Source organism: Kordiimonas aestuarii, assembly GCF_025574465.1.
Taxonomy (GTDB): Bacteria; Pseudomonadota; Alphaproteobacteria; order Sphingomonadales; family Kordiimonadaceae; genus Kordiimonas; species Kordiimonas aestuarii.
In genome coordinates this window covers 20,526-35,490 of the sequence record NZ_JAOBPP010000012.1, presented here as the reverse complement: position 1 = coordinate 35,490, position 14,965 = coordinate 20,526, and the positions used below count along the sequence as shown (strand labels likewise).

The 14,965-nt window shown below is 54.8% G+C and carries 13 protein-coding genes; 4 read left to right on the top strand and 9 right to left on the bottom strand.

All coding sequences use genetic code 11. From position 1 onward, the window contains the following. The first annotated feature begins 226 nt into the window (after positions 1 to 226). The 4 genes from OEU85_RS02535 (at position 227) to OEU85_RS02520 (ending at position 5,039) form a co-directional block, all read left to right on the top strand. On the top strand, positions 227 to 1,660 hold the full coding sequence (locus OEU85_RS02535) for a mannose-1-phosphate guanylyltransferase/mannose-6-phosphate isomerase (RefSeq protein ID WP_262689863.1): 1,434 nt from the start codon (positions 227 to 229) through the stop codon (positions 1,658 to 1,660). A 37-nt stretch (positions 1,661 to 1,697) separates the two neighbouring features. Continuing rightward, entirely contained in the window at positions 1,698 to 3,026 is a 1,329-nt protein-coding gene (locus OEU85_RS02530; RefSeq protein WP_262689862.1) for a glycosyltransferase, read from the top strand. Between the two features lie 111 nt (positions 3,027 to 3,137). After that, the gene (locus tag OEU85_RS02525; RefSeq protein WP_262689861.1) at positions 3,138 to 4,121 is read left to right on the top strand and encodes a sulfotransferase family protein; all 984 of its coding nucleotides are present in this window, start codon (positions 3,138 to 3,140) and stop codon (positions 4,119 to 4,121) included. Positions 4,122 to 4,247: 126 nt separating this feature from the next. Beyond that, positions 4,248 to 5,039 carry a sulfotransferase gene (locus OEU85_RS02520; protein WP_262689860.1) on the top strand — a complete coding sequence of 264 codons (792 nt, stop codon included), beginning with the start codon at positions 4,248 to 4,250 and terminating at the stop codon, positions 5,037 to 5,039. Positions 5,040 to 5,156: 117 nt separating this feature from the next. Here OEU85_RS02520 and OEU85_RS02515 read toward each other — a convergent pair whose 3' ends face one another. From OEU85_RS02515 to asnB, 9 genes are all read right to left on the bottom strand, one after another. After that, a complete protein-coding gene (locus OEU85_RS02515; protein WP_262689859.1) occupies positions 5,157 to 5,963 on the bottom strand; it encodes a hypothetical protein in 807 nt (268 codons plus the stop codon). 38 nt (positions 5,964 to 6,001) lie between these two features. Continuing rightward, entirely contained in the window at positions 6,002 to 7,888 is a 1,887-nt protein-coding gene (locus tag OEU85_RS02510; RefSeq protein ID WP_262689858.1) for a glycosyltransferase family 61 protein, read from the bottom strand. 64 nt (positions 7,889 to 7,952) lie between these two features. Then, positions 7,953 to 9,218: a protoporphyrinogen/coproporphyrinogen oxidase gene (locus OEU85_RS02505; RefSeq protein ID WP_262689857.1), complete on the bottom strand. Its 1,266-nt coding sequence runs from the start codon at positions 9,216 to 9,218 to the stop codon at positions 7,953 to 7,955. Continuing rightward, a complete protein-coding gene (locus tag OEU85_RS02500) occupies positions 9,211 to 10,083 on the bottom strand; it encodes an SDR family oxidoreductase (RefSeq protein ID WP_262689856.1) in 873 nt (290 codons plus the stop codon). Before OEU85_RS02500 ends, OEU85_RS02505 begins: the two co-directional genes overlap by 8 nt. Before the next feature lies 1 nt (position 10,084). After that, a complete protein-coding gene (locus OEU85_RS02495) occupies positions 10,085 to 10,513 on the bottom strand; it encodes a dTDP-4-dehydrorhamnose 3,5-epimerase (RefSeq protein ID WP_262689855.1) in 429 nt (142 codons plus the stop codon). Next, a complete protein-coding gene (rfbG, locus tag OEU85_RS02490; protein ID WP_262689854.1) occupies positions 10,510 to 11,613 on the bottom strand; it encodes a CDP-glucose 4,6-dehydratase in 1,104 nt (367 codons plus the stop codon). Before rfbG ends, OEU85_RS02495 begins: the two co-directional genes overlap by 4 nt. Positions 11,614 to 11,619: 6 nt before the next feature. Further along, positions 11,620 to 12,396: a glucose-1-phosphate cytidylyltransferase gene (rfbF, locus tag OEU85_RS02485; protein ID WP_262689853.1), complete on the bottom strand. Its 777-nt coding sequence runs from the start codon at positions 12,394 to 12,396 to the stop codon at positions 11,620 to 11,622. A 79-nt stretch (positions 12,397 to 12,475) separates the two neighbouring features. Next, positions 12,476 to 13,162, bottom strand: a complete 687-nt coding sequence (locus tag OEU85_RS02480) for a class I SAM-dependent methyltransferase (RefSeq protein WP_262689852.1) — start codon at positions 13,160 to 13,162, stop codon at positions 12,476 to 12,478. Between the two features lie 21 nt (positions 13,163 to 13,183). Continuing rightward, positions 13,184 to 14,962 carry an asparagine synthase (glutamine-hydrolyzing) gene (gene asnB, locus OEU85_RS02475; protein ID WP_262689851.1) on the bottom strand — a complete coding sequence of 593 codons (1,779 nt, stop codon included), beginning with the start codon at positions 14,960 to 14,962 and terminating at the stop codon, positions 13,184 to 13,186. Positions 14,963 to 14,965: the final 3 nt, after the last annotated feature.

The following is a 14,965-nucleotide window of genomic DNA, read 5'->3' as shown; positions in this document are numbered from 1 at the left end:
GCTTAAACGACACACCTACGGCATTATGTAATTAAAAATGCTAGAATTTTATTGTTAGCGGTGTAGCAAATGCGAGCTTAAAATACACTTGTTTTGTGCTGCAACTACAATATTCATAACCGGCTGCGCACACCGTGGTGGCGCCGTTGGACCATGGCAACTTGACGCCGGTTCAAAAGCCGAAGAAACTACGGGCCATATTTCATTATACTTCAGGACATTCTTTATGTTTTCAGGCATTTACCCCGTTATTATGTGTGGTGGCTCCGGCAGTCGCCTTTGGCCGCTGTCGCGTTCCGGCATGCCCAAGCAGTTCTTGCCCCTCAAGGGAGATAAAAGCCTTTTTGTACAAACGCTTGAGCGCGTCGCCCGCCGCTACGGCTTCAAGGAACCCATCATCATCGCAAACAGCGAACACCGTTTCCTGTTATCCAAGCAGGCAGGAGACGCCAACCTGCCGCTCGGTAAAATCATCCTCGAACCCATGGGGCGCAACACGGCACCTGCGGTTATTATCGCCGCGCTTGAGGCAGCGCAAACGGACCCAGAGGCCAAAATTCTGGTCCTCTCAGCCGACCACCTGATCAGCGATGTACCGGCCTTCCACGAAGCTGTGGAACGTGCCGCCGCCGCCGCGAACAACGCATATCTGACCTGCTTTGGTATCCACCCGACATCCGCAGAAACCGGCTATGGCTATATCAAACCGGGCACAGCGGTGGAGGGCGCGGCAGGGGCACATCTGATCAACAGTTTCAGAGAAAAGCCGGACGCTGCAACCGCACAAGCCTATCTGGCCTCGAAGGAATATCTCTGGAACAGTGGCATGTTCATGTTTTCCGCTCAACAGTTTCTGGAGGAAGCACGGGCCTGTGAGCCCGCAATGTTCGATGCCTGCAAAACCGCGTTTGACGCCATCACACCAGACCTGCACTTCCACCGGTTGCCGGAAAAGGAATTCTCCGCCGTGCCCGACAATTCCATCGATTATGCCATCATGGAAAAGACGACGCGGGCCGCTGTGGTGCCCTGTTCCATCGGCTGGTCGGACCTTGGCAGCTTTTCCGCGCTGCATGACACGGGCGAAAAAGACGCCCGCGACAATGTCACCCATGGGGATGTGACCTTGCTTGCCTCATCGGGATGCTTTGTCCATTCCGATGGTCGGTTGATCACCGCGACAGACATCAACAATCTTGTGGTGGTGGCCACCGATGATGCCGTCATGATTGCACCAAAGGACAAGGACCAGAACGTCAAGAACATCGTCAATGCTCTCAAGAAAGAGGGCCGCGATGAAGCCAAACTGCACACAACGGTCTATCGTCCCTGGGGGTTTTACACCTCCCTTGCGATCAACAGCCATTTTCAGGTCAAGGAACTTTGTGTTTACCCTGGCAAACGCCTCAGCCTGCAGTCCCACAACAAACGGGCCGAACACTGGGTGGTGGTGGAAGGTGAGGCAACGGTCACCCGTAACGACGATATCCTGACCCTGAAGGCCAACGAGTCTGTTTTCCTGCCGGTCAAGACACGGCACCGGCTGGAAAACAAGGGTGAACGGTTGCTGCGCCTTATCGAAGTGCAAACCGGCACCTATTTTGGTGAAGACGACATCATTCGTTACGAGGATGACTTCATGCGTGAACGCTCCGGCTAGCGGATGCACACAATTATGGGACGTTATTAAGCAGACAATGGCAACTACAGGGCCTCTTTGGGCAGCGATACGATATGCCCGCAAGCACCGACTTGTTCTGCCGCCCGGCGCTTTCATGGCAATGGCCTGGCTGTCGCTGAACGACCGGTTTGACGCTGCCTTTTACTGCCGCAACTATCCCGATGTGGTAGATGCCGGTTTGCCACCGCTTTTACATTATATCCTGCATGGACAAGCCGAAGGGCGTAGCCCTCATGCGGCGACAACATCTTCGCCCGGCAAAGCGAAGGCGAGGCCAGACACAAAGCCTGCGCTATACATAGTGCCCGCCTTCATGGGCAACAGGAACACCAAACGATACCGCGCGAACCATCTGGCCGAGGTGTGCGAAAGTTTCGCACAGGTGTGCATGATAGATTTCAAGGCTCCCCCCGAAGGCTTTTTCAGCGACGTCAGGAAATCACCTTTCCCCGTGGTCCTGCAACGCCTTTCGGCCCAGGACCCCGCCAGCATGCCGTTTCTGCACACCTTAAAAAAAACCGGCTGCAGGATACTGTATGACATTGACGACCTGCTTTTTGACCGGGAACAACTTGAGGATTGGCGGCTTGAAAGCTGGGACATACCACCCGCCAGCTATCTGGATATTATGGCCTATGCCGATGCGTTTCTGGCGGCGACGCCGGAACTTGCCAACCGCCTGCAGGTGTTTTACCACAAGGATGCGGATGTGGTGCCAAACGTCCTGAACCGTCAGCAACTGGCGGCGTCCGCACAGGCTTACGAAGCGGCGCACGCCAACGCGGGTCGCTTTATTATCGGCTATGCTGCCGGTTCCGCCAGCCACGACCACGACCTTACCGTGGCGCTGCCAGCCATTGAGCAATTTCTTTCCGAGCATCCAGACGCGGAGTTGCACTGCATCGGGGACGTCAGGATCCCGGAATCAATGACGAAACGGCTTCCGACCCAGATCATGCAGCACGCAAAAGTACCATGGTTTGACCTACCCGCCGCACTGGCATCGTTCGATATCCAGATCATCCCGCTGACCGCCACGCCGTTTAATGCCTGCAAAAGCCATATCCGCTTTCTGGAATCAGCGGCGGTCCGGGTACCGACCCTTTGTTCAAATGTCGGGCAACAGGCACAAAGCGTTACAGAAGGTATCACCGGGTTGCTCACGGAGAACAGCACGGAAGGCTGGCACGCCGGGCTGAGGCGGTATTATGAGAATTCGCAGTTACGGTTCGATATCGCCGAAGCCGCCTACCGGTATATGGTGCAAAGCTGCAGCAGCGCCGCCCCCGATCATATTGCCAGAACCCGTGAGCTTCTGGGCAAGGCAGATAACCATACCACCTAGAAAACAGAATTCGACACCACCGTTATGGACAGGGGCACGTGAGCCATGCAAAATGGCGCGAACAAGCACACCGGCCAATAACACCAACAGCAGCAACGAATTCAAAACGTTATGAAAAAAAGAATATTATTCATCGTCGGCCCTCATCGCAGCGGCACCTCTGTTGTAACCCACGCGTTTCATCAGGCTGGATTTGACGTTGGCGACACATTGCTACCCGCCAACAAAGGAAATCCCCACGGCTATTGGGAAGACAAAGTCTACGTTGCCTGCAATGAAGAGATTCTGACCACTACACAGCGGCACTGGCGCGACCCGCGCCCTATTGATATCGCCGAGTTGCAGGAGAATGCCGCCCTGCTGCCCAACCGACGCCTGATCGGGACGCGGCTGGCAGGTCAACTGGAAACATCCGACGCTTTGGTGATCAAGGACCCGCGGCTATGCAGAACCTTGCCGCTGTGGCTTGAGGCACTTGATGACGTGCGGACAAATTTACCTAACCTTGAGACCGGTTTTGTGGTTGTTGCCCGGAATCCCCATGACACCATCATGTCACTGGTGCGCAGGGACCGCGAAGAGATCGACCGTGCAGCCCTTCTATGGCTTGCCTACACACTGGACGCAGTGGTCAATGTAAAAGGCCTGAACACACATGTGCTGCCCTATGCTGACTTTACAAAGTCCCCCTTCAAGGCTGTCGAAGCAGCCCTGACAGCCCTGGGCTGGTCGGACGCCGCCAAAACAGCGATGCGGCACAGGGCGGCAATCGACGCGGTTCTCAAGCCCACAAAGAGAAAAGCCAAACCCGGGGGCGACGACGGAATATCTCCTGCCATGCAGGACACAATCGACAATCTTGACAAGCTGCTGCAAACGTCACCGCTACCGTTCGCCGACATCGACCAGATTAAACGCGAACTGGAAAAATCCTACACCCTGTTTGCCCCCTTCATCGACGCCGCCATCGAACGCTCCCAACGCACTGCACAGCACTTTGAGACCCTCTCGGAACAACACGCACTGCTGAAAAAGCAATTAAAGGTGGCTGAAACGCGTCTCAGGCTGAAAAAAGCGCAGGAGGGCCTGCAATAACCCGTCAAGTTCATGAAAACCGGCTTATAATTCACGGCCAAAAGCCTGTTGTAATGCTTTCGGCTTTAAACTAGACAGGCAGCAGGCGGACAGCCGTACAATAAATATACGTTCGGAGCCCAGACTTTGACAGACTATATCACCGTGATTGGTACGCAGCGCTCCGGCACCACGGTATTGCGCGCACTTCTTGAAGAACATGCCAACATCTCGGCGTTTGGCGAGGTGTTCCTGGGCCGTCACGCGCATATGAAGGAGTGTTATTATCACTTCCTGAAAGAGCGGGTCAAAGACGACATCGGCCTCATTATCCCCAGCGAGCAAAACAGTGTTCAGTTATTTGACGACTATCTAACCTATCTGGACACCATCAAGTCGCCCGATAGCGACTATCTGCTTTTTGATTGTAAATATAATTTTCTCCAAGGTGCCCTGTCGACGGGCGAGCATAACTGGAGCCAGGCACCCTTCCTGCTTCGCCAGTTCATCCGCCGAAACTTCAAGATTATCCACATCGTGCGCGAAAATGTGCTGGCAACTTATGTCTCCAGCCTGCTCTCTATGAAAAATCAGGTATGGGCCACCAGCGATGCCAGCCGCATCAAGCATCGCTCCGCGGAGGTACCGACCGATGGCCTTGCGCAAACACTGGCCCGCCGCACGCAGGAGCACCAGCACTTCAAGCAGATGCTTGCACGCGCCAACTGCCTGACCGTCATCTACGAAAAAATGTTCGATGGAGAGAACTTCGCTCCGGCATTTTTGCAAGAGACGGAAAGCTTTCTTGGCATAAAAGGTCTGCCGAAGAAACCCAGCCTTATCAAGATTGCGCCGCCACTTGCGCAAAGCATTGAAAACTTTGATGAGGTAAAAAAGGTACTGACCGGAACCGAGTTTGAAGCCCTACTGGCGGGTTGATACAACTTTCCCTTCATCGCTGAAACGGTCGCAGGGCGTCCTTTCCTGCCCGTCACGGGCGGCTGGGCCAGCCTGACGCCCTATGCCGCCGATGAACTATACTGCGCCGAAAATCACTCAGTCCAGAAAATGGCTGAAACGGGTCCCCTCCAGACATTCCCTGACCTCATCATGGTTGCTGATCAGGGAACTCAGGGGGGCTGCGGTCTTGCGTGTTCCTGGCGTCAGTGTCGGCTCAATCCGCCGGTCAAGGGCAATGGTAAGTTTTTCCACCGCCTCCTCGCTAATAGTATTTTCGGGTGACAACAAGGTCTCATAGTCAACCTCAACATAGGTGCGGCAGGCCCGGAAGGCGTCTCTATAGAAGCGCACTTCTCCGTCCCGTCGTTCCAGCTCCTGCAGCAGGAGGTCAACCGGCACTTCAACGGTCCTGATCGCCCGCTTGGTATCAACGGCAGACCAGTTTTTGTTGGCACGTGCCAGCAGGCTTGAACAATAATTGGCCAGCAGGTTCCGCCGGATCAAATGCACGATGCCGACACCCTGCCCCTGTGCCAGCGCCGCCATGTGCGGTGCCTCCATCGGAGACTGCCAGTATGTATTGAAATGGTGACATGAGGAGTATTTGACATCAACCACCAAGGCATTGTCAGGGTTACCCATCAAATTCTCTTTGAGGAACTGAAAGTACTTGCGAAAAATCACCCGCTGGTTCTCGGGTGATGGCAAGGTCAGGCTGGGGTCCTCACGGAAAAACTCCTGCCGTTTTTCGAAAAAAAAGCGGTGCCGCCCCTCATGGCGGCGGTGAAACAATTCCCCTGTCACCCGGATACTATTCTGCTGATTCAGCAAAGAGGTAAACAGCTGCGTACCCGAGCGTTGCTTGGCAACAAGAAAGTATATGTTTTCGAGAATCTTACCCATGGACCCAGCCCTTCGAATTCACGTCGTTGAAAAAGAGATCATCCGCCGTTCACCGCTTTGAGCAGGCTGGTGGTCTCCCGCACCACCAGATCAACATCGACCGCGAAGTCCTGTGGTCCCTGATGGGGGGTGTCAAAGATGATATATTTATAGTAGTGCCCCTTGGACATCAGCAACCGTCCGTTGAGGTTGTTAGCGGGGCCAGGATTGAACATCTCCAGCACACCGCACCCCGGGGGGCTGAAAAGGGTATTGGCAATACCTGCACCATGCGGAGACACCACGCACCTGGCCTTTGAGAACATCCGTACTTTCTCAAGGTAGCTCAGTTCCGCGCCGCGAACCAGCTTGAAGCCCAGCGGCTCAAGCGCCTTGAAAAGCTCGTCTTCATTCGTGACCCGGCGCCGGTTCGAGTCAGACCGCGTGAGGTAAATATACTCCGGGGTATTGAGAGGTGCCTCTTTTTCAGTATCGCCAAACCTGACGACTGCCCTGTCAAAGATACGGCTACTGCGCGCATTCAGCGTAGGCGCCGCATTCCTGATCAGGCTTAACACCAGCGGAGCCTTGAGCGCGGCATGTGTAATATCAATCACCTCCCCGCGCACATAGCCCAATAACTCAAGTGACTCCCGTGCAATGGCATTCACGTTGCTCACCGCAAGCCTAAAGCGCTCAATCCCCAGCGCTTTTGCGGTTTCTTCAAGATAATAAAGCGCAGACAAATGATCGGCATGCCAATGGTAGAAATTTGCGACGCCGCCAAGATAGAGCACCGGCATGTCACATTCGGTCACTGTACCTGCATAGCACATGTCAAAGGTACCGCGTTCCGATCCCCGGCGCAGAAGTTGTGATGCAAGCCCCTGAAGCACCACGTTTTCGCTATCGTTGACGAACGTGCCGTTCGCTGCCAGCGCATAAACTTTGGGCACCTCGTTACACGGGCCGTCACACACCAGCGTCATATTCCTGGCCACCATTACCCGAGGTTCCGCGCTTTCGTGTATGCCGCCGCTTACTCTTTTTGTCAGCCGCTCGTTACCGCGTAGATTAATGCTATCAAGAAGTTGGCCCCCGCTCGCCGCCGTCTGGGGTGCAGACCGGACAAAACATGGTGCGCCAGTTGCAAGCGCATTTGTGTCGAAACTATCCAACTCGTGTGTCGGGATGTGTCCCTCTTGCATACGCCAGACTGTGAGGTTGAGTGTCTGCGGCTGCGTTGCCTCTTGTGTTCCCTGCGTTACCAGCGTTTTTTTTAAGTGTTTGAAAATGTCGCCTGACTTGCACAGGTAAACAACGCCTCCTGAGACAAAGCTGTGTACCATCGGTGGCAAGCTTGCCCCCCTGAACCAGATGGCGTCACCAAACAGCACGCCGTCATCCGCCAGGAGTTCGCACAGCACCTCAAGCTGCCAGTCCCTGCTGCCATCAAACCGCGACAGGTCCGTCAGGCAGATCACTGTTGGCTGCTCGCCGTGAAAACATGCAAGGTCAGACAGGGTCGACAATCCGCCCGGCAACGGGAAAACCCGGTCACACAATTTATGGAAATTCACATTCTCCAGAAAGCGCCGGAAACCCTGATATATCCCCATATTGTTGTGGTAATAGGGTGGAAATGCATGCCCTGACGCCCAGTCGGCCGCATTGCCAAGCCAGGTATCCAGCGCAACAACGGCAGATGCCCGACCATCCTTGTTGTCGGCCGCGGCAAAGGCAAGCGTGTTTTCCCCAAGCCCTGCACCGCAGTCCAGAACCCAGTCGGCACGGATAACAGCGCCGAGCATTTCATAGGCATTGGCAAGACGGTCGGCCTCCGATGTCTCGAAGCCCGTTATCGCATGAGCATAGGCCTTGTGACGCCGGGCCCTGACCTCGGCATAGACATCTACTCGAGACAAGGCCTCAAAAAAACTCTTCATCAATATCGTCCTGCATGAAACAGTTGGAGTATGGTTCAGCGATCTTCGCTACACTCTTAACGGGTCACAGACTGACATTCAATCCGCTGAGGAATGCCTGGTGACTCCAGAGGTAGTCCCACTCGCCAAAGCGCCCACAGGTTTCAACCTTTTGCGCCGCCATAAAGTCGCGAATGACCTGCCGGTGTTTTTCCATCTCTTTGAAAAAGATCACATTGCCCCACGGTAAATGTTTGTGGTGCATGAACAGAATGTCGTCTTCCGTGGCCAGTTTCATCTTGGCAAGCGCATAACGAACATTTTCGATCAAATCATCCGGTTGGTGCTGGCTGGTTCTGTCTGGGTTGTAAATCTCGAACTGGAGAGAACTGCACCCATCCGGCGCGTTCGCCGGCGACTTGATCGACGGCGAGTAGGCGCGGCTGGCGAGGATATCCTCGTCATACATGTAAAACCAAAGATAGTCCGTGACCTTACGGTTGAAACCGACGGAGATGAGATCGATCGACGTGGCTTTCAACTGTGCGGCAGCATCGTGCAGTGGCCCTCTTGTTACACCGCACAGCGCCACGAAAAGCGGCAATGGCAACGTGTTAACCAATGTGGTGTAGGTAACCTCGTTTCCGTTGCCAAAGCGCACTGACTTACCGTTGAGATCAATGGCGACCGCGCGGTGCCCGCAGCGGATGGTCGCCGCCTCGATCAGCGGTTCGATAAATGCCTTATAGCCGCCTTCTTTCGGATAACGCATTTCTTTGGCGTAATAAGTGTTTGGCGTCTGGTCGGTTACAGCACCATACAGAATTTCCGACAGTTCGGCGCGGCGCATACGCTTCCCGATCCAGGTTGTGGAAAGGTTCCTGGCGTCTGTCTGCCAGTATTTGCGCGTATATCGGCCCGGAAAGCGGTCGGTGATCTTCTCACCATACTGATGCAGGAGCCAGTTGCCATAGTCATCGGATGCCATGCTGTCAGGTCGGGCGAGAAAGGATTCGATCAGTTCAACCTTGTCTTCGGCTTCAAGCGGGTAAAGGTTGTTCTGCACAGGGTGTTTGAGCCAGCGGTCTTCATCAAAGTTGAATGAATCTGTCGGATGCGTAAGGTAAGGTGTGCGGTCAAAAATATCCCGTACTTCCTTGTCTTCCGAGAAGCTGAGGTGAACCGCGTTATCAAACCGAAAGCCGTTGACAATAAAATTGTCCAGAAGGCCACCGGCTGTTTCCTGCGCCTCGAAAAGCACAGCCTCCCGGCCACAGCGTTTGGCTTTTTCAGCCGCGCCCAGCCCGGCAATCCCGGCCCCCAGCACCAGCACATCAACATGCTCACTCATTATCCAACTCTTTCACTAACGTCTTCATATAGGCGGCGAGACTCTCCTGCCAATCCGGCATGTCATACAGGCCAAATTGTTCAAGTTTGCTGCAAACCGCCGCTTCGTTATGGGAAACCTTCGCCACGCGTTTGAAATGTGCGGCTGGTGTCGGCTGCACCTCGACCTGCTCACCCGCCAAAGCCACGATCCTTGACACATAATCGAACCGTGTCGCCGGCCCCGCGTTTACACAATTGAACGTACCAACCAGCCCGGCTTCAATGAAGCGTAGCAGATGGTGCGCAAGGTCCAGAGTATAGGTCGGGTTGCCCCATTGGCTCTGGTCCGATTGCATGGTCCCACCACAGCCGCGCGCCTCGCGGATACGGTTGGCAACAAAGTTTTTCTTCATACTGGCCGCTCCGCCGAAAAGCCATCCGGTACGGACCACAAGCGGCGCCGCATTGAGTGCCATCACCACCTGCTCGGCCTGCCACTTGCTGGCATGATGCACTGTTGTTGGGTGCACGGCGTCATGGTCGGTAAAAGGCCTGTCCTGATAATTGCCGTAAATGCCCGTGCTGCTGATAAACACAAATTTGATACCGAGCGGCGCACACACATTGAGCAGGAATTCGGTCAGGCCGACATTATCGCGCATGCAGGCTTGTGCGTTTTGCTCACACCACTCGACATCGGTATTGGCCGCACAGTGCACCAGTGTATCCGCGCCAAGCGTGCGTAGCTGTTCGCGCGCGGCAACCAGCCCCATGGCCGTCAATGCGCCACGGTCAAGGCTGTGTGCGGGCACACCGCGCTCCTCCGCCATGCCCGTCAATGTGGACCCCAGCAACCCTGAGCTACCTGTAATTGCCAGTTTCATGTCACCGCTCCAGCGGGTAGGTTTCCAGTGCCACATTCACCGCTTCACCCGGGTCATGCTCGATCGAGGCGATATTCAGCACCAGATTCAGAGGACTTCCCTCCCCCTTGAACGCCATCCAATAGCCTGGCGCCACTGTCAGGCGGCAATAATTGTCTGCGCCCAAAGTGACGGCCATATGTTGACCAGTCTCGACGTGGCGCAAAAAGAATGTAACGTCACCAACAGGAACGACCAAATTCATAGTCATGCGGGTGTGCTGTTTCCAGCCCTTGGTTTCCCCCTGCGTGACCGTGGTGAAATAGGCCTCGCCAAACTCGCTGAACGATCCTTCAGATGCCTTCAGGGCATGATAGATGTCACCCTGCGGGTGGTGGATACGTTTCAGCGGGGTCAGCTCAATCCCTTCCGGCAGCGTCTCTGACATCATGGCTGCGCCCAGATGATCGACGACTGTGCAGCCACGCTTTCATACTGCTCAAGCTGCGCTTTGGTATAGTCAAACATGTCGGCCTTATCGCGGTAGAATTTATAGTACCATTCCCCGACCAGTTGCACACATTGCTGATAATTGAGCGTGGCCTGCCATTTCAGGTGAAACAGCGCCTTGTCACAATTCAGCTTCAAAAGGCCCGCCTCATGGAACGGGATATTGCCCGTCACCTGATACGCTTTATCGATGTCTTCGATATCCCAATGACGGCTGAGATCGGCCAGCAGTTCCAGCACCGTATGGTTCTGTTCCGCCTGTGGGCCAAAGTTGAAAGACTGGCCGTGCAGGTCGCGGTTCTGGCTCAATTGTGCACCAAGGGTGAGATATCCGCTCAGCGGCTCAAGCACATGCTGCCAAGGTCGGGTGGCCGCGGGGCTTCGGATTTCCACCGTCTTGCCTTCGGCCCAGCTTTTCATGCAGTCAACAACGATACGGTCCTTTGCCCAGTCGCCACCGCCAATCACATTGCCGGCCCGCCCCGTTGCCAGCCTGATATGGTCGTTTTTGCCGTCGAAGAAGGAACAGTGATAGGAGTGGAAGATAACTTCAGCTGCACCCTTTGAGCCGCTGTAGATATCGCGCCCGCCCATATGGTCGGTCTCCTTGTAACCCCACTCCCATTCGACATTCTCATAACATTTGTCTGATGTGATGATCACCGCCGAACACTCGTTCTCGAGGCCACGCAGGCTTTCAAGAATGTTGGCTGTGCCGATCACATTTGTGCTGATGGTCTTGAGCGGGTCAGCGTAAGAAACCGATACAATCGCCTGCGCTGCCAGATGGAACAGAAAGTCAGGCTTGACGTCATGGATAATTTTCCTGAGCGCATCCAGGTCGCGGATATCACAGAAATGATGGTCGATATGGTCCTCAAGGCCCAGGGTTTCAAACATGGACGGGGTGGTCGGTATCTCGTCCGAGATGCCATAAACCCTGGCACCAAGCTTGAGAAGCCACGTTGTCAGCCACGTCCCCTTGAAGCCGGTGTGCCCGGTGATCAGAACCTTCTTGCCGCTATAAATGTTACCGAACACCCGTACTTACTCCCAAATTTTCCAAGGCACATTCCCGCTGTCCCACAGCGCGTTGAGCTTGTTTTTATCCTGCAGCGTATCCATCGGCTGCCAATAACCGTCATGCTCATAGGCCATTAACTGGCCTTCATTTGCCAGCCGCATCAGCGGTTCCTGTTCCCAGGTTGTGGTATCACCCTCGATATAGTCGATCACCTTGGGGGAAAGGACAAAAAAGCCACCGTTCACGCGTGCGCCGTCACCTTTCGGCTTTTCCTTGAAGGTATTGACGGAGCCGTTGTTGCCAATATCCAGCGCACCAAAGCGCCCGGGCGGAACTGTCGCGGTCAGCGTAGCCAGCTTGCCGTGCTCCTTATGGAATTTGACCGCTTCGGTGACGTTGATATCGCCGACACCGTCACCATAGGTGAAGCAGAATTGCTCCTCACCCTCTAGGTGGCCTGCCACACGGCGCAATCGCCCGCCGGTCATGGAGCTATCACCGGTATCGATGAGGGTAACCCGCCATGGCTCGGCGCGCTTTTCATGTACCTCCATAGAGTTTTTCTTGAGGTCGAAGGTGACGTCGGAGGTGTGCAGGAAATAGTTCGCGAAATACTCCTTGATCATATAGCCCTTATAGCCACAGCAGATGATGAAATCAGTAATGCCGTGGGCCGCATAGATCTTCATCACGTGCCAAAGGATCGGACGCCCACCAATCTCCACCATCGGCTTAGGTTTCGTCTGCGTCTCTTCGCTGATCCGGGTGCCGAGGCCTCCCGCCAAAATCACAGCCTTCACTTTTTCTACCCTCTCAATTTACCCGTATGGCCGCGCGCACCACGGCGCGCCTGAGCCACTGTCAAATCACGATCAAAAATCAGGCGGAGCCCACCTTGCGCAGCACCGCACAATTCTGCGCGCGCGGATGCCCCCAAGGCCCGGCTTCTTCCAATAACCAATCCGTACCCTTTGTAGCGAACTCCAGATCAGCCACCTTGTAATGGTAAGGATCCTTGTGCGCAAAGGTTGTGACACCGCCAACCTTATGCTTGAAGGGCAGGCTATAAGCCGCATCCGCTGGAATTTCAAAATAGGTGAACAAAAACTTGCCACCAGCCCTGACCGCGGCCTGGACTTTCTCCAGACACAGTCGCAGGTGGTTCAGCGGTAAATGTGTAAACAGGGACTGAGCCAGCACAAAGTCAAACTTGCCGGTGACACCCGGCAGGTCAAACTCGGCATCTTCAACCAGTTGTGCCTTCGGCAACCGCTCAGCCCAGTCCTGCGGTAGAATCTCTTTCTCGTAGCCTGCGTCCAGCAAAGACTGGTTCAGGTCGGTGCCCCAGTAGTTACCTGCATCAAGGAAAGGTACAAAGTGCACGCCGCCGCGCAGGCTGCCGCAGCCAATATCCAGCAGGCGATGGTCGGGGCGCAGGCCATGCTGGCGCAAGAGCGCAAACTGCATCACCCCCACTTCTTCCCACAAACCACCAATAACGCCGCGGTGGTTATCTTCCCCCACCAGCGAAGCAATCCGGTCTTTGTCGTAATAGTGGCTGAACATTGCTGTCCTCCTCGGCGCGCTCTAGCTTGCGATTGCGCGATCCTGACCAAAACTGGTCTGGCTTCTCTTTTTGCCCGCAAGCCAGACGCACAAAATCATGGTCGTCCAGCAGCGGAGCGCAAAATCATCGCGACCGTTCAGGAAGCTTGTGAAAGAATCCTCGATCTTTTGCAGTTCCAGAAACTCGTCCACCTCAGTGTCCCGAAGCATGCTGATAGAGTCCAGATATAAATCCTTGAAGTGCTTCAGCAGGGTGCCTGTGGGCACTGTAAAGCCCATCTTCGGCCGCTTGAGCACCTTGGAAGGCAGCAAGCGTTCGAAAGTATCCTTCAGCAGGCGTTTGCTGGTGCCGTCCTGCCCCAGCAGGAATTCTGTCGGCAAGGACTGCGCAAAGTTCATGATCTCCCTGTTGAGGAACGGGAACCGCCCCTCAAGGGAATGTTTCATGGCAATTTTGTCTGCCTTCATCATCAGGTTATCCGGCACCCACGTCTTGAAGTCGTATTTGGACATCGCACCAAATGTCGTGCTGCCGGCAAAATACTTGCGCGTTGTTGGCCACAGGCCGTTGCCGCCCGGTTGCTTCAGGTACTGGTTGTTGTTGAGGAAATAATAGCTGTTTTTCAGATAGGTCGGCAGGCTGGCGCTGTGCGAAATCTCATCCCGGCAGCGCCAATATTGCGGATAGCCGCAAAACAGTTCATCCGCACCCTCGCCCGACAGCACCACGGTTGCAGACTTCTTCACCTCGCGCGACAGGATGTGAAGCGGAATCTGGGCGGGGTCCGCGATGGGTTCATCAAGGCCGGAGACGATCGCTTCAAACTCACTTTCCATTGCCGCAGCCGAAAGCTCGATATTATGCATCTTGAAGCCGTATTTATCCGCCACCGCCGTGGAAAATTCAAACTCGTTCACCTCATCGAAACCGATGTTGAAACATTCCATATTGGTGCCAAGCTCATGCAAGATGCCTGCAAGAACCGATGAATCCACCCCGCCTGACAACAGAAGCGCAATCGGCACCTCCCCGATCAGGTGCATCTTCACCGACTTCAGCAAAAGCGCGTGCAGCTCTTCTTTCGCCTCTTCATATGTTCCCGCAAACGGCTCCGGCCGAAGCTCAGACAAATCAGAAAAGGAGAAGTGATACGCCCCCTTGCGGGACAGCTTGACATAGGTGCCCGGCTCAATGCGGCGGATATTCCTGAAGAGCGTATGCCCGCCAACACAGTAGCGGAACGTCAGGTAGCTTTGCAGGCCGTCAGCGCTCAGGGACGCATCGACGCCCGGCACCTCAAGGATCGCATTCAACTCCGACGCAAAAACAAACTTCTCCGCATCTTCGTACAGATACAGGGGTTTCATCCCGAAGCTGTCGCGCGCCAGCACAATCTCGTCACTGCGTTCGTCCCAGATGCAAAGCCCGAACATGCCCTCGAGGTCGGCAAAACTATCGACACCTTTTTCAAGGTAGTTTTTCAGCACCACTTCCGTGTCTGTATGAGTTGCAAACGCATGGCCCTTGCCGCGCAGGTCTTCACGCAGTTCCCGGTAATTATAGACCTCGCCGTTATAGACAATGCCCGCCTTCTTGTCGGCACCGTAGATCGGCTGTTCTCCACCTGCGATACCAACAATCGCCAAGCGACGATTAAGGAACGCGCGGTCATCCTCCACATGGGCGCCAAAAGAGTCTGGCCCCCGGTGGAAAATGGCTTTCTGCATGATATCCGTAGCTGTATCCACATAAGCGCGGTCGGCTGATTTCTTGAGAAAAATTCCTGCAATGCCACACATATA

Coding starts and splice junctions, on each gene's coding strand:
- OEU85_RS02530 (WP_262689862.1), top strand. CDS start 1,698: ATGGCAACTACAGGGCCTCTTTGGGCAGCGATACGATATGCCCGCAAG.
- OEU85_RS02505 (WP_262689857.1), bottom strand. CDS start 9,218: ATGAGTGAGCATGTTGATGTGCTGGTGCTGGGGGCCGGGATTGCCGGG.
- asnB (WP_262689851.1), bottom strand. CDS start 14,962: ATGTGTGGCATTGCAGGAATTTTTCTCAAGAAATCAGCCGACCGCGCT.
- OEU85_RS02500 (WP_262689856.1), bottom strand. CDS start 10,083: ATGAAACTGGCAATTACAGGTAGCTCAGGGTTGCTGGGGTCCACATTG.
- OEU85_RS02535 (WP_262689863.1), top strand. CDS start 227: ATGTTTTCAGGCATTTACCCCGTTATTATGTGTGGTGGCTCCGGCAGT.
- OEU85_RS02515 (WP_262689859.1), bottom strand. CDS start 5,963: ATGGGTAAGATTCTCGAAAACATATACTTTCTTGTTGCCAAGCAACGC.
- OEU85_RS02480 (WP_262689852.1), bottom strand. CDS start 13,162: ATGTTCAGCCACTATTACGACAAAGACCGGATTGCTTCGCTGGTGGGG.
- OEU85_RS02525 (WP_262689861.1), top strand. CDS start 3,138: ATGAAAAAAAGAATATTATTCATCGTCGGCCCTCATCGCAGCGGCACC.
- OEU85_RS02495 (WP_262689855.1), bottom strand. CDS start 10,513: ATGATGTCAGAGACGCTGCCGGAAGGGATTGAGCTGACCCCGCTGAAA.
- OEU85_RS02510 (WP_262689858.1), bottom strand. CDS start 7,888: ATGAAGAGTTTTTTTGAGGCCTTGTCTCGAGTAGATGTCTATGCCGAG.